Annotated in this window: 24 protein-coding genes; 10 read left to right on the top strand and 14 right to left on the bottom strand. The window is 41.4% G+C overall.

Features of this window, described 5'->3' with window-relative positions; translation table 11 throughout:
- On the bottom strand, nt 1–870 hold the full coding sequence (locus B9A91_RS01580; protein WP_084236671.1) for an AraC family transcriptional regulator: 870 nt from the start codon (nt 868–870) through the stop codon (nt 1–3).
- A 320-nt stretch (nt 871–1,190) separates the two neighbouring features.
- On the opposite strand from B9A91_RS01580, the gene B9A91_RS01575 reads away from it, so the two are divergent.
- The 5 genes from B9A91_RS01575 (at nt 1,191) to B9A91_RS01555 (ending at nt 7,236) form a co-directional block, all read left to right on the top strand.
- Complete coding sequence (locus B9A91_RS01575; protein ID WP_084236670.1) at nt 1,191–1,754, top strand: UbiX family flavin prenyltransferase; 564 nt, start codon at nt 1,191–1,193, stop codon at nt 1,752–1,754.
- A 24-nt stretch (nt 1,755–1,778) separates the two neighbouring features.
- Nucleotides 1,779–3,098 (top strand): tRNA (N(6)-L-threonylcarbamoyladenosine(37)-C(2))-methylthiotransferase MtaB, encoded by a 1,320-nt coding sequence (gene mtaB / locus B9A91_RS01570; protein WP_084236669.1) that lies wholly within the window; start codon nt 1,779–1,781, stop codon nt 3,096–3,098.
- A 31-nt stretch (nt 3,099–3,129) separates the two neighbouring features.
- Nucleotides 3,130–4,284: a prolipoprotein diacylglyceryl transferase gene (locus B9A91_RS01565; protein ID WP_084236668.1), complete on the top strand. Its 1,155-nt coding sequence runs from the start codon at nt 3,130–3,132 to the stop codon at nt 4,282–4,284.
- Nucleotides 4,285–4,296: 12 nt separating this feature from the next.
- Nucleotides 4,297–5,091 (top strand): inositol monophosphatase family protein, encoded by a 795-nt coding sequence (locus B9A91_RS01560; protein WP_084236667.1) that lies wholly within the window; start codon nt 4,297–4,299, stop codon nt 5,089–5,091.
- Nucleotides 5,092–5,514: 423 nt separating this feature from the next.
- Nucleotides 5,515–7,236 carry a hypothetical protein gene (locus tag B9A91_RS01555; protein ID WP_144008822.1) on the top strand — a complete coding sequence of 574 codons (1,722 nt, stop codon included), beginning with the start codon at nt 5,515–5,517 and terminating at the stop codon, nt 7,234–7,236.
- Nucleotides 7,237–7,246: 10 nt separating this feature from the next.
- On the opposite strand, the gene B9A91_RS01550 is transcribed toward B9A91_RS01555, so the two are convergent.
- From B9A91_RS01550 to B9A91_RS01530, 5 genes are all read right to left on the bottom strand, one after another.
- On the bottom strand, nt 7,247–8,449 hold the full coding sequence (locus B9A91_RS01550; RefSeq protein WP_084236665.1) for a hypothetical protein: 1,203 nt from the start codon (nt 8,447–8,449) through the stop codon (nt 7,247–7,249).
- Nucleotides 8,450–8,535: 86 nt separating this feature from the next.
- Nucleotides 8,536–9,087, bottom strand: a complete 552-nt coding sequence (locus B9A91_RS01545; protein ID WP_084236664.1) for a NifU family protein — start codon at nt 9,085–9,087, stop codon at nt 8,536–8,538.
- A gap of 99 nt (nt 9,088–9,186) precedes the next feature.
- Nucleotides 9,187–10,533, bottom strand: a complete 1,347-nt coding sequence (purB, locus tag B9A91_RS01540) for an adenylosuccinate lyase (protein ID WP_084236663.1) — start codon at nt 10,531–10,533, stop codon at nt 9,187–9,189.
- A gap of 105 nt (nt 10,534–10,638) precedes the next feature.
- Complete coding sequence (locus tag B9A91_RS01535) at nt 10,639–10,860, bottom strand: hypothetical protein (protein WP_084236662.1); 222 nt, start codon at nt 10,858–10,860, stop codon at nt 10,639–10,641.
- A gap of 285 nt (nt 10,861–11,145) precedes the next feature.
- Nucleotides 11,146–11,610: a hypothetical protein gene (locus B9A91_RS01530; RefSeq protein WP_084236661.1), complete on the bottom strand. Its 465-nt coding sequence runs from the start codon at nt 11,608–11,610 to the stop codon at nt 11,146–11,148.
- Between the two features lie 419 nt (nt 11,611–12,029).
- Here B9A91_RS01530 and B9A91_RS01525 point away from each other — a divergent pair, with 419 nt between their 5' ends.
- On the top strand, nt 12,030–13,781 hold the full coding sequence (locus B9A91_RS01525; protein WP_084236660.1) for a WG repeat-containing protein: 1,752 nt from the start codon (nt 12,030–12,032) through the stop codon (nt 13,779–13,781).
- A gap of 23 nt (nt 13,782–13,804) precedes the next feature.
- Here B9A91_RS01525 and B9A91_RS24315 read toward each other — a convergent pair whose 3' ends face one another.
- The 6 genes from B9A91_RS24315 to B9A91_RS01500 all read right to left on the bottom strand — a co-directional run bounded on the left by B9A91_RS24315 (nt 13,805) and on the right by B9A91_RS01500 (nt 17,148).
- Entirely contained in the window at nt 13,805–14,185 is a 381-nt protein-coding gene (locus tag B9A91_RS24315) for a hypothetical protein (RefSeq protein WP_235012383.1), read from the bottom strand.
- A 6-nt stretch (nt 14,186–14,191) separates the two neighbouring features.
- On the bottom strand, nt 14,192–14,338 hold the full coding sequence (locus B9A91_RS24310) for a hypothetical protein (protein WP_235012381.1): 147 nt from the start codon (nt 14,336–14,338) through the stop codon (nt 14,192–14,194).
- Between the two features lie 149 nt (nt 14,339–14,487).
- Nucleotides 14,488–15,294: a class I SAM-dependent methyltransferase gene (locus B9A91_RS01515; protein WP_084236659.1), complete on the bottom strand. Its 807-nt coding sequence runs from the start codon at nt 15,292–15,294 to the stop codon at nt 14,488–14,490.
- Between the two features lie 150 nt (nt 15,295–15,444).
- Nucleotides 15,445–15,891, bottom strand: a complete 447-nt coding sequence (locus tag B9A91_RS01510; protein ID WP_084236658.1) for a carboxymuconolactone decarboxylase family protein — start codon at nt 15,889–15,891, stop codon at nt 15,445–15,447.
- A 75-nt stretch (nt 15,892–15,966) separates the two neighbouring features.
- Nucleotides 15,967–16,542 (bottom strand): Crp/Fnr family transcriptional regulator, encoded by a 576-nt coding sequence (locus B9A91_RS01505; protein ID WP_084236657.1) that lies wholly within the window; start codon nt 16,540–16,542, stop codon nt 15,967–15,969.
- 21 nt (nt 16,543–16,563) lie between these two features.
- Nucleotides 16,564–17,148 carry a YdeI/OmpD-associated family protein gene (locus B9A91_RS01500; RefSeq protein ID WP_084236656.1) on the bottom strand — a complete coding sequence of 195 codons (585 nt, stop codon included), beginning with the start codon at nt 17,146–17,148 and terminating at the stop codon, nt 16,564–16,566.
- A 136-nt stretch (nt 17,149–17,284) separates the two neighbouring features.
- On the opposite strand from B9A91_RS01500, the gene B9A91_RS01495 reads away from it, so the two are divergent.
- The 4 genes from B9A91_RS01495 (at nt 17,285) to B9A91_RS01480 (ending at nt 20,680) form a co-directional block, all read left to right on the top strand.
- Nucleotides 17,285–17,851 (top strand): RNA polymerase sigma factor, encoded by a 567-nt coding sequence (locus tag B9A91_RS01495; protein ID WP_084236655.1) that lies wholly within the window; start codon nt 17,285–17,287, stop codon nt 17,849–17,851.
- Between the two features lie 6 nt (nt 17,852–17,857).
- The gene (locus tag B9A91_RS01490) at nt 17,858–18,952 is read left to right on the top strand and encodes a S1C family serine protease (protein WP_084236654.1); all 1,095 of its coding nucleotides are present in this window, start codon (nt 17,858–17,860) and stop codon (nt 18,950–18,952) included.
- Between the two features lie 74 nt (nt 18,953–19,026).
- Nucleotides 19,027–19,971, top strand: coding sequence for a DUF72 domain-containing protein (locus B9A91_RS01485; RefSeq protein ID WP_084236653.1), 945 nt, complete (start codon nt 19,027–19,029; stop codon nt 19,969–19,971).
- A 73-nt stretch (nt 19,972–20,044) separates the two neighbouring features.
- Complete coding sequence (locus B9A91_RS01480; protein WP_084236652.1) at nt 20,045–20,680, top strand: peroxiredoxin; 636 nt, start codon at nt 20,045–20,047, stop codon at nt 20,678–20,680.
- Nucleotides 20,681–20,722: 42 nt separating this feature from the next.
- Here the strand turns inward: B9A91_RS01480 and B9A91_RS01475 are convergent, their stop codons facing one another.
- The gene (locus B9A91_RS01475) at nt 20,723–23,725 is read right to left on the bottom strand and encodes a glycosyltransferase family 117 protein (protein WP_084236651.1); all 3,003 of its coding nucleotides are present in this window, start codon (nt 23,723–23,725) and stop codon (nt 20,723–20,725) included.
- 104 nt (nt 23,726–23,829) lie between these two features.
- Nucleotides 23,830–25,014, bottom strand: coding sequence for a THUMP-like domain-containing protein (locus B9A91_RS01470; RefSeq protein WP_084236650.1), 1,185 nt, complete (start codon nt 25,012–25,014; stop codon nt 23,830–23,832).
- Nucleotides 25,015–25,016: the final 2 nt, after the last annotated feature.

Below are 25,016 nucleotides of genomic sequence, written 5' to 3'. Positions count from 1 at the left end.
CTATTTGCTAAGGTAAGATTTCTGATAGGACAGGGGGCTTTGCCCGGTAATGATCTTAAAATGTTTATGGAAGCTGGCAAAATTATGAAAGCCGCTTTCATAACAGATCTGTTTTACATTCATGTTGTCTTCTATCAGCAGTTTGCAGGCATGTCCAACCCTGATCTCACTGATAAACTGTGTATACGTTTTTCTGGTCCGTGATTTAAAATACCGGCAAAAGGAATTCGGACTGATGTTGGCTACTGCTGCCATCTCTTCCATCTGTATCTTTCTTTTGAAATTGTTCAGCGAATAATTGTAGATCGCATTGATCCTGTCGTTCTCTGTTTCTTCAAAATCGTTGCGGAAGCCTATAGAAGAAAGGGGCTTGTCCTGTGCACTGCTTTCAATAGCCAGCAATGCTTCCATCAGCAGGATGATCCTTGCCGGACCGGTAGCTACCAGTATCTGTTCCATCAACTCGCCAATCTGTTTTTTATGATTTTCCCTGATCTGAACCCCGCGCTGTGCTTTCTCCAGCGTTGAGCGGATGCCCTTATTTTCGGGAAGGGAAAGGAAGTGGTTGCCCCAGAAGTTTTCGCAAAAATGGACCACTACGACATCGGCGTTGTCTTCCTCCTCAGCGGTAAAGTAGCTGTCGTCAAATTTCCAGTAATGCGGTAAATGTGCACCAACCAGCACAATGTCTCCAGAATTGAAACGCTTAATGCTATCGCCAATAAACTGTGTACCATTGCCTTTCTTAAAATAGATGAGTTCTACTTCGGCATGGTAATGCCAGCGGTTGTTGATATAAGGCACCCTGTCTCTTCTGGCGCTAAACGAATTTACCAGGTTATTGGAAACTTTCAGCAGTTGAGGCTTCATCTCTATTTGGTTAGTTGTATTGACTTAAAAATAGAAAAATGTTTTAAAAATACCTAATATAAGACAAAATCGCTATAGATTATGCCAAAATCGCTTAATGATGCAAGAGGAAGACGTAAGCTACTTTTTCTGCCGGGCTAAAAAAATGAGATGAGAAGAAAAAGAGTTGAAAAAAGTGTGTTTAAACTTTCATTTATTAAAAAAGATAATTACATTTGGGCTTACCCTTTCGAGGGTATGTTTTTCATAGGTAGATGTAGGGTCGAAAATTAATTTTTCGGCCCTTTTTTATTGTCTTCTTCTGTATATTTACCCCTTCTATGAACAAGAGAAAACTAATTGTTGCGGTTACCGGGGCCAGCGGTTCCATCTATGCCAGGCTGTTACTGGACAATTTGCTGAAGTTATCGGATCAGATTGACCAAGTGGGAGTAGTAATGTCAGACAATGCAAAAGAGGTGTGGCGCTTTGAGTTGGGTAACCAGGATTACAACAATTATCCTTTTACTTTTTATCCAAAAATGGATTTCAACGCGCCCTTTGCTTCGGGTTCTGCAAAATATGACACCATGATTATTATTCCCTGTTCGATGGGGACTTTAGGGCGCATAGCGCAGGGAATTTCAAACGATCTGATCTCAAGGGCGGCAGATGTGATCTTAAAAGAGCGCCGGAAACTCATTGCAGTGGTGCGTGACACGCCTTTTAGCCTGATCCACATCAATAACATGAAAACCATTACGGAAGCAGGCGGAATCATCTGTCCTGCAAACCCTTCTTTTTACAGTATCCCCAAATCCATTGAGGAGGTTGCGCAAACTGTAGTAAGCCGGGTAATTGATCTGGCTGGCCTGGAGCAGGACAGCTACCGCTGGAATGAATAGATTTTTCCTATCTTTGCAAATTCAATGAAGAAAGTTGCATTTTATACCTTAGGCTGTAAGTTGAATTTCTCGGAAACTTCAACAATTGGCAGGCTATTTACCGACGCAGGTTATGCTGTAGTGGATTTTACAGCTGGCGCAGATGTATATGTGATCAATACCTGTTCTGTTACGGAGCATGCTGATAAAAAATGCCGCAAGGTTGTTAAGGAAGCGCTGAAGTATGCACCCCATGCCTATGTTACCATTGTAGGTTGCTATGCCCAGTTAAAACCAACCGAAATTGCCGAGATAGAAGGTGTGGATATGGTTTTAGGTGCTGCTGAAAAGTTCAGGATTGTAGAATACATTTCAGACCTGACCAAACAACCTAAAGCTGTGGTCCACCAGCAGAACATTGAAAAGGTAAACCATAACTTTATTGCTGCTTATTCTATTGGCGACCGCACCCGTACCTTTTTGAAGGTACAGGATGGATGTGATTACCCTTGTACGTATTGTACCATTCCGCTTGCCAGGGGTGGAAGCCGGAGTGATACCATAGAAAATGTACTCGGCCGCGCCAGGCAGATCGCCGAAAGCGGTGTAAAAGAAATTGTGCTTACCGGGGTAAATCTGGGCGATTTTGGCATCAGGAATGGGCAGCGGGAAGATAAATTTTTCGACCTGGTAAAAGCGCTGGATGAAGTTGAAGGTATAGAAAGAATCAGGATTTCGTCTATAGAACCCAATCTGCTAAGCAATGAGATCATAGAATTCGTGGCTTCCTCAAAAAGATTTGTGCCGCATTTCCATATTCCGCTGCAGTCGGGCTCCAACAAAATCCTTGGATTGATGCGCAGACGTTATCAGCGCGAGCTGTACACAGAGCGTGTAGCCAAAATAAAGGCAGTAATGCCCAACTGCTGTATTGGGGTAGATGTAATTGTAGGGTTCCCGGGCGAAACACAGGAAGATTTCCTGGATACCTATCAATTCCTGAATGAATTGGATGTTTCTTATCTGCATGTGTTTACCTATTCTGAACGCGAGCAGACCCCGGCAGCCGAAATGAAAGGCCGGGTAGCAGGCAGTACCCGTGCTGACCGGAGCAAGATGCTGCATATTCTTTCTGATAAAAAGAGAAGGGCCTTTTACGAGGCTCAGCTGGGTGCTGTTGGCGAAGTACTTTTTGAGGATGACCAGAAGAGCGGATTTATGCACGGCTTTACCAAAAACTATGTTAAGGTAAGGGCGAAATATGATCCTGTAATGGTTAATGAGATCAAAACCGTTAAGCTGGTAGCACTAACTGCCGATGGAGAGGTAGAAGTTGCAGAAACAGAAGAAGTATTAGCGCATTAATCCTATATTCGCATAAAACTTTTTTTCATATATGTTTCCTACCGTATCTCATTTTATAGAATACCTTTTTGGTATACAGGTTCCGCTTCCATTTAACACTTTCGGCGTTTTTGTAGCACTGGCCTTTATTGCCGGTTACTGGGCCTTTACCAAAGAATTTAAGCGTAAAGAAGCCCTTGGTATTTTACATCCTGTAAAGAAGACGGTAACTGTAGGTAAACCTGCCAGTACCCTGGAGTTGATATCTAACGGTATTTTTGGTTTTCTGATCGGCTATAAACTGGTTTATGCTTTTTTAAATTATAAGCTTTTTGTTAATGATGCCCAAACGGTACTGCTTTCTGCCAAAGGGAATATATTGGGTGGACTGTTCTTTGCAGGTTTGTTTGCCTATTGGGATTACCAGGAAAAGAACAAAGTAAAGTTGCCTAAGCCTAAAACGGTAGAAGTAACCCAGCACCCTTATGAACTGATGGGCAGCCTGATTGTGTGGGCTGCAGTATGGGGCTTTTTAGGGGCCAAAATATTCGATAATCTGGAACACTGGGACACTTTTGTACAGGACCCTATAAACAGTCTGCTTTCTTTTAGCGGGCTGACTTTTTACGGTGGACTGATCTGTGGTGGTGCCGCGGTGCTGTACATAGCCCGTAAAAATGGCATCAAACCGCTGCATATGCTGGACATTGGCGGACCGGGGATGATGCTGGCTTACAGTGTTGGCCGTATCGGCTGTCACATGTCGGGCGACGGGGATTGGGGCATTGTAAATGTGCATCCAAAACCTGCCAGCTGGATTCCCGACTGGCTATGGGGCTATACCTATCCAAATAACGTGGCCAACGAAGGCGAACGTATTGCGGGCTGTGTGGGCAAATTCTGTAATGAACTTCCGATGCCGGTATATCCTACACCTATTTATGAGGTTGTAGTTTGCTTTATCCTTTTCCTGATCTTATGGAAACTGCGCGACCGCATTAAATCACCAGGAATGATGTTTGGTATTTATTTAATGCTGAATGGTCTGGAGCGCTTTTTTATAGAGTTGATCAGGGTAAATACCAAATACGAGGTGGCAGGTATCCGTTTTACCCAGGCAGAACTGATCTCCAGTCTGCTGTTCCTTTCTGGTCTGCTTCTTGTAGCCTATTCAGTAAAAAATAAAGAAAAACTGGCCAACTATTAAAATCTATCAGATTTGAACTACGAAATATTGTGTGCTAAGGTAATTGCCATAGCCAGGCTTACCGGCAATTTTATCAGAAAAGAATCCATGAATTTCGATGCCAGTGCCATCGAGTTCAAAGGTCTGAACGACCTGGTCTCTTACGTGGATAAGAATGCTGAAAAACAGCTGGTGAGGAACCTGACCAAATTGTTGCCTGAAGCTGGTTTTACCACAGAAGAGGAAACGATTAACAGTAAAGGGACTGTATACAACTGGATCATTGATCCACTTGATGGCACCACCAATTTTATTCACGGCATACCCACCTATGCCATCAGCATTGCCTTGTACGAAGAAGACAAGCCGGTAATAGGCGTAGTGTACGAGATCAATCGCGGAGAGATGTTCTATACCCATAAAGGAGGGCCTGCATTTCTGAACAATAAGCCCATCAGGGTTTCTTCGAGGGACAAACTTTCGGGTTGCCTGCTGGCCACCGGATTTCCGTACCATCAGTTTGACAAGCAGGCGCAGTATATGGAGCTGTTTGCAGAGATGATGCGCAGGTGCCACGGTTTGCGGCGTATCGGTTCGGCCGCTGTTGATCTGGCCTATGTGGCCTGCGGCAGGTTCGATGCTTTCTTTGAATATAATCTCAACTCATGGGACGTGGCTGCAGGAGCTTACCTGGTGCAACAGGCCGGCGGACAGATCATGAATTTTGATGGGGGAGATGAATTCATAGTGAAAAGGGAGATTTTAGCTACTAATGGGCATATTGATGCGGAAGTTTTGGAAACTATAGGAAGGCATTTTAACGCTTAGTTATAAATACTTGCTGATGCTTCGTTATACCCAATTTCGTAACAGGGTTGGGGCAGAATAGGGCTTTGTTCGCAAAAGGGCATGTGTTTTGCGAAGCTGTTCCAACTTTGTGTTAAACTTTTTATACACCCCGTCTCTCTCCTCTCTGAGGAGAGATCCCCGTAGGGGAGAGAGAGGAATAGCGTGAAATCAGCTAATTGCCTCCCGCCATATTCCCAATGATTATTTTACCGGAATTTTGATGCTTGAGTTAAGTACGAGTGTTTATTTGGGAGAGCTGATTGTGGTATAAGCTTAGTGAGAAAACTACAAAAAAACCTGCATATTTAAAAATATTTGGGTTATAACTAGTCCTTCACTTTATGGCAGTTGTATTTGATATGGGTTAGGTTGTACTAATGACTTTTGAAACTAACCTGGTGCATGATGAAAAAGATCAGTATTTTGGTTCTTGTTGTGGTGCTGCTTGTTTTGCCTTCAGGTGTTTTTGCATACAACTATGGAGAACATAAATTAATAGGCGACCAGGCATTTACTAAATTTATCAGTTCACTTCAGCATACCAGTGCTGCTGCCACTTTCCGCTCCTTGCTGAATTTGAAAGCAGGTAAGGCTGGCGGCCCCTATGATTTTCCAATGTCGCTAAAGACAGTCAATGCGGCCGTAGAAGAAAAAAATAGAATTTCTTATGGAACCTTAAATGGGTTGAGCGGGGATCATTTACGCGATCCCTATACATTGATTGAATTTCTTTCTGACAGCAGTTCCGCAGTCTACAAGATCATTACCTTGCACGAGGAATATATCGCTGCGGGTTACAGTGCGGCTCCGGATGGTAAGTTGGTTAAACTTGATTTTGGCTATGCCCTGCTGGCAATGAAGAATCTTTCGCATTTTTATCAGTATGGTAAACCTTTCCAGGAGCAATTGCATGCTTTTGATAAAGACGTGATTGGGCAATGTCAGCGCCCGGAACTGGCAAGACAGGCCTTTACCAGGCTGAATAAAACAAATGCCATCAATATGTATGTCACATTGCACCTGGTGGCTATGGATTGGGCTGCACAAAGCGGCAGGCTTAAAGGCAACCCCGAGCAGGCAAGGACCTTACTGATGTTTGCGCTATTGTTTAATGGCTTTGCAGATCACTTTTTGGAAGACTCCTTTTCTTCGGGACACCTGGTGGTAAAAAGGACTGTGGCAGCATCGGTAGTGAATAATAAAGCACTGCATGATTTTTATTCTGCAAACGGTACGATGGTGCTGAATAGAAAGGCGGAAATTTGGAAAGCACATGGAGATGGGACATTTAATAAGCCTGAATTTATCAAAGAATCGGCCAGGGTACTTGAAGCTGTTGAACTTTCATTAAACGATTTATGGATAGCCTATGAAAATGCAGCCTTGACAGGCAGGGAAAGTGATTTCCTGATGCGTATTCCTGAAGGGAAAAAAATGCAGGAAAACTATCTGCTCAATAATCTTCCTGCGCTTAAGCTGGTGCCGATCCCCTATAACTCCGATCTGCCTTCTTTGTTTGAAAACACTGAAGTAACGGATTCCATGAAAAAAACAAATCAAATACTGCCTTACCGTAATTTTGTAAGGAGCAGGATTGGGAACTCGGTTGTTATTGGAATAAACGGGCCGTCATTTTCTACTAAAAATTATTATCGTTCATTCGATTTTAGAATCAATGCGGGATCTATTTCAAACCGCCATACTTTTAATTCAAAAGGAGGGAAAAAGGGAGTATGGGATTATTGGCATGGATACACTGTAGCATACAGCTGGGGCGAAACAGGCCCCTACAGGGATGAGTTTCATAAGGGGGCAACACATCAATTCAGGGTTGGGATCAGGAGTAATTTTGATTACTGGCTGAATGATAAAAAATTTATTGGGATTTATGGATATATGGAAGGGGGTATTCAGTATGGAAACCGGGAAACATCGCCCATTTTCGTGCCTTCAGCAGGATTGCAGTTGGGATCCTTACTAAACATTAACTATTACAATATGCCCGGCTGGCTGCGTTTGCCCGCTCAGTATCTGTTGCCACTTAAGTTTAGACAAGGGGTGGTTTTAACTGTAAAACATCCACCGAAATATTTTTACGGTTTTGAAATGGATTTTGTCTTGTAAAACAAATGGATTAAGGAGTTGGCTTGATGATATAGTATTCATGTTCATTTAAGCGCAGCAAACTAAAATTCAGCGCCGCTGAACTGTAGTATTCCAGCTTCTTTTCTATGCAATTTCCTAAGTTATCGGAATGCGAGAAAACACTGTCTACCTTAATTTTAAGGATTTCTTTTTGCAAGGTAATATCGTAATACCTGTTGCCATTGTATTTCAGTTCTTTCAGGTTGTTGCAATGGAAAGGAGCTGTTTTGTTAAAGTACACCATGTTTATATGAGTCTTACTTTCGGCCAGGGGTACAAATACCCAATCATTGCTTTTAACGATCCGATCTTTAGCTTGCCTGCTGGTGTTACCGTCAAAAATCCAGGTGATCAGCGCCTTGCCCGAATGGTCGGTCAGCAATCCGTCGGCCTGCAATACGAGCGGAAAAAAATCTGCAGATATAAGTGTCTGTGCATTTACTGAGTTTATCAATTTACCGTTCTGGTCCAGTTTGTAAATACGTTCTACAGGAGGTAAACGGTTGGAACCGCCGGATATGGAAACCAGAACCAGTTCCTGCTTGTGGGCTAGGAGGTAAGGTTTATCAAGGATGGTCCCCGGTTCGGAAACCGGCAGTTGCTCAAGTTCATAATGCTTTAAATCTTGGTTTTCGTTTAAACTTTTATAGAGGGTATATTTGGGGTCAAGCCTGGGCTGGTCAATCAGTTTTACCTTGTAAACGGCGAACACACTCAGTACAAAAGCAAAGATTGTGGCCACAAGAAACAGCAGGTTTTGACGAAGCAGCAACGCATCTGTTATGCTGTCTTTTTGTGGTGGAAAGGAAAAAGTCAGACTGGTTAAAGTGGTGCAGACAGCGATATATAACAGATGCCGGGACGTAAAATTGCTTAAAATGGCGAGGAAATCTTTGGATGAGCCAAAAGGTTTGACCTCAATGAAGGCGTACACCAACCAGCTGAGCAGCGTAAGCGCAACAAAGGGAAGCAGCATACGCAGGGCTATATTAGGATAGAATTTATGTTGTATGGCATAACCAATAAATTTTGTGCCGAAAAAATAGATTAGGGCAATGATCAACACCAGTGCCGCTGTTCCTGCTGCAGCACCAAGGGACAGAAAATTCAATGGCTGCCTGAGGTAAAAAACGTAAGTGAACAGAAGCAGGACCAGGGTTAATATACCTGCTTTTATATTTATGCTTTCCATAGGGTTGAGTTTCTGCTAATATAATACAGGTAAAATAAAAAAGGCCTGATTTACATCAAGCCTTTTTGTATTTTTTAAATCTAAGCTTAAAGTGCTTCCGACACTACCTCTTTTACTTCAGGTACCATGCGTTGCAGCAGGTTTTGTATGCCCGATTTTAAGGTAATGGTAGAAGAAGGACAGCCACTGCAGGATCCTCTGAGCTCTACGGTAACTATGCCATCATCAAAAGATTTATAGCTGATGGCACCGCCATCCTGTTCAACCGCAGGACGGACATAGTCGTGCAGGATCTGCTGTATTTTAATTTCCAGGTCACTCCCTTCAAAAACAGGGGCTTCTGCAGAAGTATCTTCTTTAATTTTGTATTCTGATTCGACCGCACCTTTCACAAATTCCTTCAGGATAGGTTCAATATCCGGCCATTCCGCATCTTCTGTTTTGGTGATGGTCACAAAGTTGCTTGCGAAAAATACACCGTTTACGAAGCTGAATTTAAAGAGTTCCTTTGCAAAAGGGGAATGCTCAGCACTTTCTTTAGTCGCAAAATCCTCACTGCCATTGATCAATAATTTATTGATCATGAATTTCATGGTAGCCGGATTTGGGGTTTGTTCTGTATATACGTTGATCGTCATTGCCTTAAATTTTATACAAAAATAAATAATTCATTGCTGCAATTTCTTTTAGTGGTGTCTGTTTTAGGTCATTATATCTTAGCTGACCATTGGACAACACTAAAATATACCGGTATAATTGAACGGGGTAATCTGTTTCAGTTCCTTTTTGATGTCGTCGTTTACATTCAGTCCGTCAATAAAATCGGCCATGGTTACTGCTGTAATCTTCTGATTGGTACGGGTAAGGTCTTTCAGCGCTTCGTAAGGATTCGGATAGGCCTCTCTTCTTAGCACCGTTTGTATGGCTTCGGCTACTACCGCCCAGTTATTTTCCAGATCGGCATTAATGGCTTCTTCGTTCAATAACAATTTGTGTAAACCTCTTAACGTTGAAGCAATGGTAATTGCTGTATGCGCCATTGGTACGCCTACGTTGCGCAGTACTGTAGAATCTGTAAGGTCCCTTTGTAAGCGAGAGATAGGCAGCTTGGCCGCAAAGAACTCAAAAAGGGCATTAGCTATCCCGGCATTGCCTTCTGCGTTTTCAAAATCAATAGGGTTCACTTTGTGTGGCATGGCCGATGAGCCCACTTCTCCTTCTTTTATTTTTTGCTTGAAATAATTTTTAGAGATATAGGCCCAGATGTCCCTATCCATATCAATAATAATGTTGTTGATCCTTTTCAGGGCATCGCATTGCGCAGCAAACTGATCGTAATGCTCTATCTGGGTGGTATGCTGTGCGCGGTTAAGTCCTAGTATGTCGTTTACAAAGTTATTGGAAAAATTTACCCAGTTGATGCCTGGATAAGCGATATGGTGTGCGTTGAAGTTTCCGGTAGCACCACCAAATTTAGCGCTGTTGGGAATGCTTTTTAAGCCATTCAATTGAATTTCCAGTCGTTCTGCAAATACCAGGAACTCTTTGCCCAGTTTGGTCGGGGATGCCGGTTGTCCATGCGTATGCGCCAGTAAAGGTACATTGACCCATTCGGCAGCAAGTTCTTTTATTTTATCAATAAGGCTGGAGATGGCAGGATAATACACCTCGTCCAGCGCCAGTTTAAAACTATACGGGATAGCAGTGTTGTTGATGTCCTGCGAGGTTAAGCCAAAGTGGATAAACTCTTTATAATCGGCAAGTCCAAGCTGGTCGAACTGCTTTTTAATGAAATACTCTACGGCTTTTACGTCGTGGTTAGTATTTTTTTCAGTGTCTTTGATCTCCTGCGCGTGATCGTCATTGAATTGTTCATGGATCTGGCGGAGCTGGGTATACTTCGCTTTGTCAAACTGATCTAATCCTGGTAATGCAGCCTCGCACAAGGCGATAAAATACTCGATTTCTACAAAGACCCTGTATCTGATCAGGGCTGATTCTGAAAAATATTTTGAAAGGTTCTGCGTAGTGTTTCTGTAACGGCCATCTACCGGGGAAATCGCTTGAAGTGGAGTTAAATTCATGAATGTAATGATTTTTTACAAGCGCAAAGGTAACATTAATTAAATTTTGGGCAATAAAAAAGGCCCGGGAATATCCAGGGCCTTTTTTATAAGTTTTACACTTGACTAGTGAGCTGGAGCAGCTGGTTTAGTCTCTTCAGTAGTAGTTTTAACTGTAGTGTCTTTTACAGTTGTATCAGTAACTGTAGTATCAACTGTAGTAACAACAGCAGAAGTATCAGTTAATGTAGTGTCTGTAGACTCACCAGTTTTTTCAGTTGAGTTACAAGCTGCTACTGACAAAGAGATTGCTAAAGCTAAAAAGCCAAATTTAAATGCGTTTTTCATTCTAATTCTATTTTAAATAATTAATTAATTTTACAGTTAATACCCGAAAGTTTAAAAGGTAACCCAGTTATTTCAAAAAAAAGTGAAATTATTTTTAATAATTGTTCTTTTAATTGTTAATGTGCTGTTTTACAGCTTTGTAAGTTTTTCAAATAATTTCCGCGGCGCAAATATATCATCATTTATTTATTCTTTTCAAATTTATCTTTCTTTTTTTAAGCCGGCCAGGTTGGGGGTTGAGCTATGGGCATAGCTAGTGGAAGCGCATTATAGCTAAGCTGGCTATCAATTGATCTGATGGCGAATGACTTGGTACTCTTCCGTAAACAAAGCCGGATCAACTGCCAATTCCAAAAGCGATAAAATTCTGTTGAATTTCGGTTGAAGATAAAAGCCTTTATGTAAATCCAACTTTCTGTTGGAATAGTATACGGTTGCTATTGGTGTTTGGTATTTTCCAACCCTGATCATATCTACCTTTGTCACCTCACTCCAGGAAAAAACATGTTGTTTTAAACCGCCTACAAAGCGAACGCCTGCATTCGAAATGATCAGCTTAAGCTTGGTGTAAATGAACATGGAAATGGCAATCAGAAAAATCAATGGGAATAAAAAAATGATTTCAATGGCCATATCTTTAGTCGTGAGCATATTAATTCCCACAAACAACAGGATAATACTGAAGACGTAACATATAATTTTTAAAGAGCCCGGTGCAGAAAAGGATTCTTCAGTTGGTATCTGTTGCATTGGGCAAAAATATGAATTTTAATATTCTAAAATAGGGAAATGAAATGAGGGTAAAGACAACTCCATAATCAAAACTCCCCAAATAGATGCCATAAGGATTAAGCGGTAGTACGCAAAGTTCGCAATTTTACCGCCGAAAGCCTTTAAATAAGTATGAGAGGTGTACAGGTGTTTTCTATTGTCCTTATATTGAAAATCATGATGATCAAAACTACAAAATGGTTTTATTGTTTGCTAAAACCTCATATATTCCGAATTTTTTGTTTTTCCAATCAAATTGGTTTTAACTGCTATTATATATTAAATAGGTACGGGTAAATTTAAAATATGGCATTTGGCTCTAAATTGTAGGTGAATTGATTAAGGCAAAGATATAATGGTACAATTTTTAATGTCTAAATAAAACCTTGAAAGAATAAATGTCACACCGAGTTTATATTTATAATGTCGCTGCACCTGAACAAATCAGGCAATCCAATTGTATGTTGACGGAATGGGGTTACGATGTCCCATTATTGCTGCAGCCTTTATTAATTGCTAATGGTTTTGTGTCCGGTAATATTTACAACACGCATACCGACCCTGAAAATTACGGGCTTTATTATAATGCACCTGAAGGGATAAACAACCTCAAACTTTTTTACGAATTCTTAGAGCGGCATCAGGACGAAATGATAGATGATGTTGAAAAGTATCAACTAGCCAAGCAATCCTTGTTTGAATTTTTAGGTAAGCTGGAACAGCCGTATTTTCATGTTGATGCCTGGGATGTATTCAACATGGGCGACCAGGGGCACCAGTGGCAGGCTAATGAGCTTCTAAAAAATATTGCAATTAATAATGCTGTTATTGCCAGGGCTATTGAAAATGATGATATTTCACTTCTGGATGTTTCTTTATTCAATAGGGAGTCTGTTCTTGGCTTTACTGATTTTAAGTCCTTGTTGAATTATCCTGATTATGATTATGGTTTGAAGCATATCTTCGAACTGGAAGTGGATGACAATGATCAGACATATGGTGAAGTAGAACATTTTCAGCAGAATGGGCTTTGGGGTTTAAAAGATGCAGAAGGGAAAGTGCTTGTTGAACCCATTTATGATGAGTTTTATGGATTTGCAGGCGAAAATCTCGCTGTTGTACTTAAGAATGAAAAATATGGATACATCCACAAGTCTGGAAAAGTCCATATTGCTCCTGTGTACCAGGACGCCTTTGATTTCGAAGGGGGAGTGGCCGTTGTTAAGCAAGATCAGAAATATGGGGTTATAAATGTACAGAATGCTGTTGTAGTCCCCTTTAAATATAATGAAATACACACGCTGGACGATGAAGGTAATTTTACAGCAAAGCAGCATGATAAATGGGGTATTATAGATAGTAAGGGTAAGACGATCTTAGCATTTGAATTAGAGCATCCTGTTGAGGAGGGAAGCGGTTATTTTCATTCGAAAGTTACTGGAAAAAGAAACCAGATTATCCTTAACCAATATTTCAAACCTATAGGAGAATTTCCTCCTTCTGCTATTGAATACCTTGGGGAAGGCTACCTTTTGGTTAACCCACACAAAGATTCAAACCAGGCAATGCTGTTTGGCAGGGATGGAACAATGCTTGAAAAAGGTTTCGAAAAGATCATCAGGCAAACGAATTTTCCAAATGCACTCATTTTGAGAAAGGGTAAAAAATATGGTACATTGGGTTTGCAGCAACAAAAGGTTATTTTACCTTATGAGTATGATACGCTTACCGATCTGCTGGCTTATAGAAATCAGAAAACAACTGATTTCATTCTGGCCCAAAAGGGGGATCAGAAAGGTATTTTTGATGGTAATGCAGAAAATCCAAACTGGCTTATCCCGCTTGATGATTATCAGGATATGATTTGGTTGCATGAAGACTGTTTCGCTATGCAGAAGACAGGGAAATGGGGAATTTCCAATATATCTGAGAACTGGTTCTCTGATTATGAATTTGATGCTGTAACAAGAAAAATGGCCGTATATGGCTTTGCTTATGCATTCAAAGGATCAGAGGTATATGTTGTTGATACGAATGAGATTTATCCTGCAGATAAAGAAATGGTGCGCGAAGATATCCAGGGCAGATATAGTGACTATTATTTTAATGCAGAAATAGTTGCCCGGTTAAAAGTATATATCAAGAGCTGATACTGTAATTTTGATATAGGTCGTTACTTCTTATAGAGCGGGCAACGTTTAAGCAAGTATTCCAAGGAGCTGGTATACGAACCGTCAGTATTGCTCAAAAATGCTTTATGGCTCTGGTTATAAATACTGGCATTGTTGTCCATATATATGTGCAGGCTTACGGCAACATCATAACGCTGGACGGCATTGCTATAGTTGGTGTTGTAACCTGAAACACTTTTGACCTTATCATTTGAGGTCCCGCTCGAAGATGTCGTAGCATATCCTTTATTCTGGGTAACAGCACCATCAATTACATATTCTACGCCTAAAACATCGCAGATTTCTTTCATGGTAAATCCAATCATTTTGTCCCGGGTGATACCAGCTTTGATGAGCTTGGCATTGGTGCTTCTTGGATCCAAAATAGTTTACCCGGCTGAGTGCTTCGTTAGAAAATCATAGGTATCCTGCTGGGCCCTCATCCCTACTTCTTCCGATCCGGATTGATTGTCCATCATAAAAGTGAAGGGCAGGATGGCAATTCTGTTGTGGTGATCTGCCGGGGATGCAGACATGGTAACGGCGTCATTCTGGCGGTTCTGCGCCGCCGTAGCCGGCTGGCTGAGATTTTCAACCCTGCCACTGGCATGGGTAATTAAATATAATTAATATTGCTGTAAAGGCCAATGGTAATTTTACCATTGGCCTTTTTTTACAGGCAACACTATAAAAATGGACTCGCAGAGACCATCATATGCGGGCTCAGACACAATAGGGATTGATCTTGATCGGTCATACTTATTAATTCCATTAGGTTTTTTTTCTTTTGGAGATCATGCCAGCTTTCGAAAAAATTATGATCCATCCATGCCATCCCTTCAACAGCATGAAGGCCGTTAATGTGGAAGCCGCTTTGTATAAATTCATTCAAAAGCTCATCAGGACGGTGATAGTAGGCACATTGCAAAATACCATTCAGGTCATCTGGTGCATGATGTTCGCCTGTTAAAAGCTCCGAGCTGCACATATGGAAAATTTGAGTATCGTGAATCATTCCATTATGCAAGGCTGCAAGCGCCGATGCCGAATGGGTGATTGCAAAACCTAATACCATTCCTCCTGGCCGTACAATTCTACGGGCTTCTTTAATTGCCAGCAACCGGTCGTTTTGGCGTTGCAGATGATACAGCGGCCCATGAAGGATGACCAGATCGAAGCTCGCATTGTTGAACGGCAGATGACGGGCCTCCCCAAGGATACATCGAAAACTGCCTGTCTTACGTTTAGCTTTTTCGATGTGTTTGGGGAGTGGATCTACTAGTGTTACTTTGTGGCCCAAGGCACTGAGCCAGCTGGCATAATGCCCGGTACCTCCGCCAATATCTGCAATATGCAGTGGGCGGGTACCTGCATAACGGTTAATCAGGATTTTGTTTCTCTCAAATTCTAATGGGCCCAGGCCTGTTTGAAGACGGGTGTCTTCGTTGCTTTTATTATAGAAATCAGCAAGTGCCGAATTTATCAGTTTCATATGGCTTGTTAAAAATTAAACATTATAATACATGCGGGGTAGTTAAGGAAACTCTCCCGGGAAGCAATGGCAGATTTTGCCCTGCCGATAATGATATGTTTAACAAACTTTAATACTACAAATTAAGACAGTTTTTGCTGATTATGCAAATTAGCCTTCGATTTCCTTGTGCGTACTGATGGCGATGCGGTTCCAGGCATTGATGGTAACAACCGCCATAATAATTTCTGCAATTTGATTTTCATCAAAAAACTGAAGGGCATTTTGATAGGTTGCGTCACTCAGTCCTTGCTGATGGATCAGGGTGATTTCTTCTGTCATTGTTAATACAACTTGTTCTTCAGCTGTGAAAAATTTGGTTGCTTCTCTCCAGGCACTTGTTAAAAACAGGCGTTGAACACTTTCTCCTTCTTTCATCGCATCTTTGGTATGCATATCTATACAAAAGGCACACCCATTGATGTGTGAGGCCCGGATCTTTATCAGCTCTTTTAAAGTTTTGGAAAGGGAGATCTGGGCGAGGTATGCTTCCAGTGCCATCATCGCTTTGTAGGCCTTTGGCTGTTCTTCAGGGGTGATGTTGATACGTTTTTTCATCTTTATACTGTTTAAATTATTAAAGTTTTCAGTTACAAAGTTGGATACTAAAAAACGCAAAAAACTTAAACTGGCTTAAGAAATGCGTTTCTTTTTTATTTCACTTAAATATTCGGGGGTAATGCCTAAAAAGGAAGCCAGAAGGTATTGCGGCACGCGTTGGATAAAAGCTGGGAATTTTTGATTAAAATGATGATATAGTTCTTCTTTAGAATACCCGTATAGCAATTTGAGCCTGATTTGAGCAGCGGCATATGCCCGTTGAAATGTACGATGGAAGTACTCACTTAATTCCGGTACCTGCTGAAGCAACTTGCACTGCTGTTCGTAAGTGATGGCCAGTACTGCTGTGGTTTCTACAGCCCGGATGGAAAACTGTGAAGCGGTATTTTGCTGAAAAGCCATAAAGTCTGATGTCCACCAATTTTCTATCGCAAAGTCGATGGTCTGTTCTGTACCGTTTTGCTTAAGGTAGAAAAGGTTTGTGCAACCTTTGATGATAAAAAATTTTTCATGACAGCGCTGTCCTTCGCTTAACAGCAATTTGTTCTTTTTGTAAATCCTGTATTCAAAAAATGAGTCGAGTAAATCTAATTGATCTGGCTTAACAGAACAATGATTTAGGATATGTGACAGAAGAACATTGTTCATACCAAAAGTTTGTTCTTAGCTCTATTTATCATCAATACCTTTTCCGTCTAAAATCTGCTGATAGTATTTTTCAATTCTTGCTGCTCTGGTTTTTGACTGTTTGGGCTGGTTGAAATAAAACAGGTATCCTTTTTGCCGCCCCGGAGTTAAAGCATAAAATGATTTGTTTAAAGCCTCGTCTTCTGCCAAAACACCCTGAAATTCATCAGGGACAGGGTAGTCCGCAGCTTTTTTCATTTCTACTTTTTTTCCTGATTTTTCGATTTCCAAAGCTTCCTTAATGTATTTCGTAATCACAGGCCTTAGTTTTATGATTTGGCCTATATCGGTAAACCTGAGCTGCCTTGCCGCCTGTACATTTTTGGTCTGCTGGATTAAGATTCCTTCAGTGTTTTGCATCAAAGCACCTTTATAAAACAATAATGCACAATAATTCTTAAATCCATGAATAAGAACAATATTTTTTCCCTGAAAAGTATAACAGGGATGCATCCATTTATAATCCTCCTCAAGCAACTTGTTCCCGATCACAATTTCCCGCAACAAATAAAACTCTTCTTTCCATTTATGGGCTTTCTCAAAAAAGTGTTCGGCTTGTATGTTCATAAGATTAAATGTAGGTTTGAAATAGGCCTGAAGTGGTTTACCCGGGCCTTATTTAAGTATTAAACGAAATTAGAGAAAAAAAAATATTTTTTTTAGCTAACATTGGGTTACCATTCACCTATAAAGGTATTAATTAGTGAGTAATAAGTTAAGCAGTTCAGTTCCAACGGATAGAGAGGTTGTTTTAGGCATCTTAAATAACTCAGAAGAAGCGCTGAATAAACTGTACACGGGTTATTTCCCGATGGTTTTACAGTTTATTTTGAATAATAACGGTAATGAAGATGATGCAAAAGATGTGTATCAGGAGGGCATAATCGTTTTATATAACAAGATAAAAGGCGGCAATTTTGAATTAAGCAGTAAACTTAAAACGTATATATACTCTGTTTGCAGAAGAATTTGGTTAAAGAAGCTTTCGCAGCAAAGCAAGAAATCAAATGACATTGCAGATTTTGAAGATGTGATAGCGGTGGAGTCTGATGTAGAACAGCATGAAGAAAAAGACCAGCAATTTGAAAAAATGCAGTCGGCCCTTCTTCACCTGGGTGAACCCTGTAAAACTATTATTCAGGATTTTTACATAAATAACCTTTCTATGCAGGAGATCTGTGAAAAGTTTGGCTATACCAATACAGATAATGCCAAAACACAGAAATACAAATGTTTACAAAGGTTAAAGAAATTATTTTTTCAATCTTAATTTGATATGAGAAACGAGATAGAGTTAGAAGGTATAATAGAAGATTACTTAAACGGTAAACTGAATGAGACAGAAGCCAAAGCTTTCGAGCAATTGCGGTTAAACGATCCTGCAGTTGACCATAAGGTCGTTTCACATAAGGTTTTCCTGGAATCTATGGATAACTATGCCGCCATATCTGATTTAAAACACAGAATGAACCAGGTGCATGCCGGTATAGATGTGGAAGGATTGAGCAAGCAGCTTGGCCCGCACCCATCTTTCATTGTGAATTTATGGCGTAAAAATAAAGCTGCAATTGCTGTGGCCGCTGCCTTTATTTTGTTAACCGTAGTCACTATTTATTCTATACAGCAAAATACACAGCAATACGGTTCTTATGAAAAACTGAACAAAGAGATGAACAATCTTAGGAGTTCAACCAACAGTTTAATCAGAAATGTGAAATCGAACCAGAATGCCAGTAAACCTAATGTAAATCCGGGAAAATTTGGTGGTACAGGCTTTGCACTTTCATCCAATGGTTACATTTTAACCAGTCATCACGTGATTGAGAAGTCTGATTCTGTTTATGTGCAAAACTATAAGGGCGATTCTTATAAAGTTAAAATGGTATACAGTGATCCTGTAAATGACATTGCCATTTTAAAAATTACCGACAAAGAATTTTCTCCGCTGGCAGCTTTGCCTTATTCATTAAAGAAAAGCAGCGCAGGTATGGGCGAACAGGTTTTTACTTTAGGCTATCCTAAAGACGATGTGGTATTTGGAAAAGGTTACCTGAGTTCTAAAACAGGTTTTAATGGTGATACACTGGCTTACCAGGTGGCCATTAATGTAAACCCCGGCAACAGTGGAGGGCCATTATTAGACAATTATGGAAATGTGATCGGCATTATCAATGCCAAAGAAAGTAATTCAGATGGAGCCGCATTTGCCGTAAAATCTAAATACATAGCAGAGGCCTTAAATGCCATTCCTCAGGATTCTTTGGTAAGGAGAATAGCCACCACTAAAAAGAACCAGCTACAGGGGCTGAAGGTGACCAAACAGATTGAGAAGATGCAGGACTTTGTGTTCATGATAAAAGTTTATAATTAATAATTGACACATAAATTTGAAGACCCCGAAACTTTAACTAAGTTTCGGGGTTTTATTTTATATAGACTTTCAATATGGATTTCGGAAAGGTAGCAGACAGCCAAATCAAAGATGTAGATTTTACTTTACCCCAGGACGGTAAACAAACTTTAAAAACACTGGCAGGCCTCAAGCCTGTTGGCCATCCTGCGTTTTACATAGGCTGTGCAAAATGGGGGCGTAAAGAGTGGGTTAACATGATCTATCCCCCAAAAACAAAAGAAGCCGATTTTTTAGACGAATATGTCAAACATTTCAATTCTATAGAGTTGAATGCGGTTTTCTATAGCATCCCTAATGCTGAACTGATCCGTAAATGGAAAGTTAAGGCCGAAGAAAACTCGGACAACGGCTTTGTGTTCTGCCCCAAATTCTCCCGGACAATCAGTCACATTAAAAGGTTAAAAGATGCAGAGGTACCGACTGATCTCTATTTATCAAGTATTTCAGAATTTGGAAAATTCCTGGGGCCCTGCTTTTTGCAGCTTGGAGATAATTTTGGTCCAAAGAATTTTGATGTGCTTGAAAACTACCTCAAACATTTGCCTGTTGATCTGGAGGTTTTTGTGGAGGTAAGACATGAGGACTGGTTTGCTGACGATGCCGTCCGCCCGCATTTTTTTGAAATGCTCGCCCGGCTCAAAAAAGGTGTGGTAATTACCGATGCCAGCGGCAGGCGGGATTGTGTGCATATGGAACTGACCATACCCGAAATATTTATACGATTTGTAGGGAACGGACAGGCGCATCAGGCGTCTGACTTTGCCCGGATAGATGAATGGGTTAGCAGAATTAAAATCTGGTTGGATAAAGGCCTCCATAAAGTATACTTTTTTCTGCATCAGCATGATGAAAAAGATACACCGATCCTGGCCAATTATACCATTCAGCAGTTCAACAAACATTTGGGGGCCAAGGTGCCTGAAATTGATTTCATAAATAAGCCTGAAGAAATTACAAAACAGGGAGAATTATTTTAAATACTATACTTAATTTGTAGACATTATTATTTATCTTGTTAATGCATTTGTTTACACCTAAAAATATAAAATTATGAGTTTAAGAATAGGGGACACAGCGCCCAATTTTAAAGCGGAAACTTCTATTGGCGAAATTGATTTCTATGAATTTCTTGGAGACAGCTGGGGCGTGCTGTTTTCTCATCCCGCAGATTATACTCCGGTATGTACCACAGAGCTTGGCCGCACATCGGCACTGAAATCGGAATTCGAAAAAAGGAATGTAAAAGTGCTGGCCTTAAGTGTAGATTCTGCGGAGTCTCATAAAGGCTGGATCAAGGACATCAACGAGACCCAGAATACGGAAGTAGACTTTCCGATTATTGCTGACGAGGATAAAAAAGTGGCCGATCTGTACGACATGATCCACCCGAATGCTTCTGAGACTTTAACCGTACGCTCATTGTTCATTATATCGCCAGATAAAAAGGTTAAATTGATGCTGACTTATCCTGCTTCTACGGGGCGTAACTTTAACGAGGTGCTAAGGGTCATCGATTCCCTGCAGCTTACCGCCAACTACAGCGTAGCCACCCCGGCCGATTGGGAGGATGGGCAGGATGTAGTGGTTATGAACAGCATCAAGACTGAAGATATCCCAGCCAGGTTCCCCAAAGGGCACAAGGTGATCAAGCCTTACCTGAGGACAACACCTCAACCTAATAAATAATAAAAAGGGGCTGTAAAGCCCCTTTCTGTTTGCCGGGGTGTGTTAGCCCAGCGACCTTGTAAAAGTATCTTCGAGTTCCTTAAATCGTTTTTTAACTTGCAGGTTTAAGTCTGGTGCATCGCCTTTTGAAGTGAGTTCGTCTAAATTGCCCAATACATACATGCCCAGTTGTATATCATTTAGTGAAGCCATTTGCAGACGCGGCTCCAGTGAGGCAATGTAAGTGAGTTCCTGATCTAAAAAAGAAAAAGTTTGTCTGGTTAGCTGGGCGGCTTTTGTTTTGTCATTTAAGCCATAAAGGATATTGATGGTTTCGAGCCTGTTTAAGGTATCTTGAATGGAATACAGTTTTAAAGGCAATTCCTTTAAGCTTTTTGTCATGATTTCTCCTGCTTGCTCATTCTTGCCCTCCCGCATCAGGTTTGTGGCCAGCGTATTTTGAAAAGCCCAGGTATCATGCGCAACCCGTCTGCTTTCAGGATCCAGGTAACTTGCTTTCCTGAAAGCAGAAAAGTTGAGTTTATGCATGGTGTTACGGTACATCACATCGGTATTGGCCAGTTCTGTTTTGTCACGTTTATCACCCACCTCTCTTTTAAGGGGTAACAAACGGTAAGCATGGCCTTCGAGATACAGATATTTATCGAGGCCAACGTAGGTGTCCGCAGAAAGCGATGATCCGAAGTAAACTGGTCTTTCCCAGTTGTTGTGCACCAGGATGTCAAAAATGGCGAGGTCGGCCTTACCGGCAAAATCCTTATTGAAGTTCCATTCCATCTGGGTTGCTATTCTGCCTTTATCTTTTGCTGCAATAGTATTGGTCCTGATCAGCTGATCGGGATCAATGCTTAATTTTAATTTTTGCGTAGGCAGAAAGTTTTCAAAAGAACCGCCCTGCATTTCTACTTTGTCTTCCTTATTATCTGAAGTAAGTACTGCCAGCAGGTCTTTCAGTTCTACACTGTCCTTAAAGCCGTAGTCTATATAGGGAAGGTAATCGCGTACCCCTTTTTGATACTTATCAGCCTCCATTGCAATAGGGAGTGGTGCTGAGCGGTAGGCTTGTTTTTTCATCTGGTTGATGTAATCGGCATCTGCTAAAAACTGCAGGTTAACTACCCTTACATCTGTCCGGATCCCTTCTACTTCCTGGGCATACCATAAAGGATAGGTATCGTTATCTGCATTGGTAAAAAGTATCGCATTGGCTGCGCAGGAGTTAAGGTAATTTTTAGCAAACTGTAGTGCCGTTTCTTTATCCGAACGGTCGTGGTCGTCCCAACCCTGAACGCCCATGATTGCAGGGGCCATCAGCATACTGACTATACCAGCGATGGCCAGGCTTAATTTAGGCCCTGCAATTCGTTTTAATGCTTCTTTAACGGCCAGCACACCAAAACCTATAAAAATGGCAAAGGCATAAAATGAGCTTACATAAGCATAATCCCGTTCCCTGACCTGTAAGGGGTCCTGGTTCAGGTAAAGTATAATGGCCAGTCCGGTGCAAAAGAAAAGTGCGCTCAGCACTATAGTAATCTGCTTGTTTTTCCTATACAGGTAAATGATACCGGCAATGCCCAGCAGCAGTGGCATGCCATAAAATGCATTGTTGCCTTTGTTGGCAGTGATGGAAGGAGGGAGTACAGATTGCTTACCCAAACGAAGGGCATCCAGTGGCTTTATTCCTGTGATCCAATTGCCTTCCTTAAGGTTTCCCTGTCCCTGTATGTCGTTTTGTCTTCCTGAAAAGTTCCATAAGAAATAACGCATGTACATAAAGCCAACCTGGTAAGTGCTAAAAAAGTCCAGGTTTTGTACAAAACCCGGTGTTTCTCCTTCTCTTAATCCGGCCCATTGACGGTAAAATGCAGGATGGCTGCCTTTATTGCTATGCATACGCGGGAACAACATGTTCTTATCGTAGGTTGCTTTATAAGTTTTACCAGATTCTTCGTATTGTTTTGCCCCTTTCCGGTATTCGGTGCCGGTTTCTTTGATACCTGTTTGTTGGGTATCAAAAGTACGTCCGTATAAAAGCGGTGTATCACCATAATTGATACGGCCAAGATAGCTGTACAAGGAAAAGGGATTGTCGGGATTAGACAGGTTGATATTGGGTTTGGCGTTGGCCCGGATGATGATCATAAAATAGGAACTAAAGCCAAAAAGTACTGCTGTTAAACATACCAGTGCAAGGTTAAGCTGGTATTTATGATACCTGACCGAATGGTAAATGCCATAAGCAATAATTGCAGCAAGCAACAGGATAAAGGCAAATGCCCCGGTTCCAAATCCGTATCCAAGCGTGTTTACAAAGAATAGATCAGATTTTGCTGCCGCCAATACCAGGTATTGAACAATACCAAACTGCACGATGCCAAGCAGCAGGCAGCCGAAAAGAAATGCCTTAAGTGTTCCTGTGAACCCGGTATGGGCCGATGTTTTAAAATAATAGACCAATGCTATTGTTGGAATGGCAAGTAAGCTGAGCAGGTGTACACCAATAGAAAGACCGATCATAAAGGCAATAAATACCAGCCAGCGGTTGTCAGGCTCATTTTCCCATTTCAGGATAGCCCAGAATACAATGGCCGTAAATAGCGCGGAAAGCGCATAAACTTCGGCTTCTACTGCCGAGAACCAGAAAGTATCTGAAAAGGTATAGGCCAGCGCACCAATGGTTCCTGCTGCTATTACAGCAAACGTTTGGGTGTTGCTTTTTTCTTTAGGGTAGAGTTTAGTGGCCAGGGCAGTGATGGTCCAGAACAAAAACATAATGGTTGCAGCGCTAAAAATGACGGAACTAAAGTTGATCCAGTAGGCTACTTTACTGGTATCACCCATGGCAAGTAAGGAAAACATCCGGCCAATCATCAAATAGAGTGGTGCTCCGGGCTGGTGCCCTACTTCAAGTTTATTGGAAGCAGCCAGGAATTCCCCGGCATCCCAAAAACTGAGGGTGGGTTCCATTGTAAGCCAGTAGACAAGGCTAGCCAAACCAAAGAGTATAAATCCGGTAAGTTTGTTAAGGCGTTGGTAAGTCATGGTATTCAGGTTTGATTGATGGGTTTAATCAAAAGTACTGAAACCGTCAGTATACCAGCAGTTTGTAAGTGTTAAAGTATGTTAAAGAATGTTAAAATATCTGGTCAGTAGTGCTGCTCAATAGTGGCGTCAATTACGATATAACCATCTGTTTTGCTCTGTGTAAAGAGCAGAAATTTGTTGTTGTCGGCTTTGATCTTGTATTTTTTAACCAGGTTTTCTGCTTTATCGCGGTAATTTCTAACGATGACATTACCGGTTAGTGCTTTCTCTTTTTTCAGTTCAGCAGCTGTCAGGATGCGGTTGATCTTAAATATTCTGCCAGGGAAGCGGTTGTTGAGTACCTCAGCCGTATAAAGCTGGGTCTGGCTGTCCAGCTTTTCCAGTCCGTAAACCTGCGCAACCAGGTTAAAGGCCCCGCTTTTCAATAAGGCGGCATCTGGTTCGTACAGGTAACCTGAGGGTGTTCCATTCAGCAATTGCGCATGGCTGATTTCCTCATCCCCCTTATAAAAACTGAAACTTTTATGGCTTTCATTGATGGTGCGGCAAACAATTTTAACAAGGCCCGCATTGGCCTCCTCTATTACCCAAAGTAATTCCTTTACTTCGTTTCTTACACTTACGATATGGATTTCTGATACATTTTTCAATTCCTTTAAACCTGCAGTGAGGTCCAGCAAAGGCGCTGTCTTTATAACAATGCGAGGGGAACGGGACAGCAGCAAATCCAGGTGTTCTACCACATTGGGGCTGCAGTCCTTTAGCATAAAAACTTTGCCTGCGGTAGTCCTTCTTGCAGGATCCAGGTAAATGGCGTCAAATGTCTGTTTGTTGTTTTTAAGGAAGTTCATTCCGTCAGTTGCCAGGAACTGAATGTTGGTCGCTCCCAGCAACCGGGCATTGTGTGCAGCAATTTCAGAAAGGCCGGCATTAAGCTCGCAATGGGTTACGGATTTAAACCGCCGGGCAAAGTAAAGGCTGTCTACCCCAAATCCCCCGGTCAGGTCAATCAGGCTTTCTCCATCTGCCAGCGTGGCTTTATAGGCAGCGGTGCGTTCCGATGAACATTGTTCTACAGAAAGGAGCGGCGGGTAATAAATGCCTTCCTTTGCGTACCAGAGCGGTAATTTTTTTGCAGCTTTATTTTTTCCAGCAATCTGAACTGCCAGTTCCCTGGCTTCAATGCCCTCAAAAGGACTTTTGGCCATAGCAATCTTATGTACATCATCATTCAAATGACTGTTGATGTATTCCTGAACGGCTTTATCTAAAATGAGTTTGTTCAATA

The organism is Pedobacter africanus, assembly GCF_900176535.1.
Lineage (GTDB): Bacteria > Bacteroidota > Bacteroidia > Sphingobacteriales > Sphingobacteriaceae > Pedobacter > Pedobacter africanus.
This window is presented reverse-complemented; position numbering and strand designations above follow the sequence as displayed.

What these genes read in the sequence shown, in the direction of transcription:
- B9A91_RS01580 (WP_084236671.1), bottom strand. Translation starts at nt 870, where the DNA reads ATGAAGCCTCAACTGCTGAAAGTTTCCAATAACCTGGTAAATTCGTTT.
- B9A91_RS01575 (WP_084236670.1), top strand. Translation starts at nt 1,191, where the DNA reads ATGAACAAGAGAAAACTAATTGTTGCGGTTACCGGGGCCAGCGGTTCC.
- mtaB (WP_084236669.1), top strand. Translation starts at nt 1,779, where the DNA reads ATGAAGAAAGTTGCATTTTATACCTTAGGCTGTAAGTTGAATTTCTCG.
- B9A91_RS01565 (WP_084236668.1), top strand. Translation starts at nt 3,130, where the DNA reads ATGTTTCCTACCGTATCTCATTTTATAGAATACCTTTTTGGTATACAG.
- B9A91_RS01555 (WP_144008822.1), top strand. Translation starts at nt 5,515, where the DNA reads ATGATGAAAAAGATCAGTATTTTGGTTCTTGTTGTGGTGCTGCTTGTT.
- B9A91_RS01550 (WP_084236665.1), bottom strand. Translation starts at nt 8,449, where the DNA reads ATGGAAAGCATAAATATAAAAGCAGGTATATTAACCCTGGTCCTGCTT.
- B9A91_RS01545 (WP_084236664.1), bottom strand. Translation starts at nt 9,087, where the DNA reads ATGACGATCAACGTATATACAGAACAAACCCCAAATCCGGCTACCATG.
- purB (WP_084236663.1), bottom strand. Translation starts at nt 10,533, where the DNA reads ATGAATTTAACTCCACTTCAAGCGATTTCCCCGGTAGATGGCCGTTAC.
- B9A91_RS01535 (WP_084236662.1), bottom strand. Translation starts at nt 10,860, where the DNA reads ATGAAAAACGCATTTAAATTTGGCTTTTTAGCTTTAGCAATCTCTTTG.
- B9A91_RS01530 (WP_084236661.1), bottom strand. Translation starts at nt 11,610, where the DNA reads ATGCAACAGATACCAACTGAAGAATCCTTTTCTGCACCGGGCTCTTTA.
- B9A91_RS01525 (WP_084236660.1), top strand. Translation starts at nt 12,030, where the DNA reads ATGTCACACCGAGTTTATATTTATAATGTCGCTGCACCTGAACAAATC.
- B9A91_RS24310 (WP_235012381.1), bottom strand. Translation starts at nt 14,338, where the DNA reads ATGTCTGCATCCCCGGCAGATCACCACAACAGAATTGCCATCCTGCCC.
- B9A91_RS01515 (WP_084236659.1), bottom strand. Translation starts at nt 15,294, where the DNA reads ATGAAACTGATAAATTCGGCACTTGCTGATTTCTATAATAAAAGCAAC.
- B9A91_RS01510 (WP_084236658.1), bottom strand. Translation starts at nt 15,891, where the DNA reads ATGAAAAAACGTATCAACATCACCCCTGAAGAACAGCCAAAGGCCTAC.
- B9A91_RS01505 (WP_084236657.1), bottom strand. Translation starts at nt 16,542, where the DNA reads ATGAACAATGTTCTTCTGTCACATATCCTAAATCATTGTTCTGTTAAG.
- B9A91_RS01500 (WP_084236656.1), bottom strand. Translation starts at nt 17,148, where the DNA reads ATGAACATACAAGCCGAACACTTTTTTGAGAAAGCCCATAAATGGAAA.
- B9A91_RS01490 (WP_084236654.1), top strand. Translation starts at nt 17,858, where the DNA reads ATGAGAAACGAGATAGAGTTAGAAGGTATAATAGAAGATTACTTAAAC.
- B9A91_RS01485 (WP_084236653.1), top strand. Translation starts at nt 19,027, where the DNA reads ATGGATTTCGGAAAGGTAGCAGACAGCCAAATCAAAGATGTAGATTTT.
- B9A91_RS01480 (WP_084236652.1), top strand. Translation starts at nt 20,045, where the DNA reads ATGAGTTTAAGAATAGGGGACACAGCGCCCAATTTTAAAGCGGAAACT.
- B9A91_RS01475 (WP_084236651.1), bottom strand. Translation starts at nt 23,725, where the DNA reads ATGACTTACCAACGCCTTAACAAACTTACCGGATTTATACTCTTTGGT.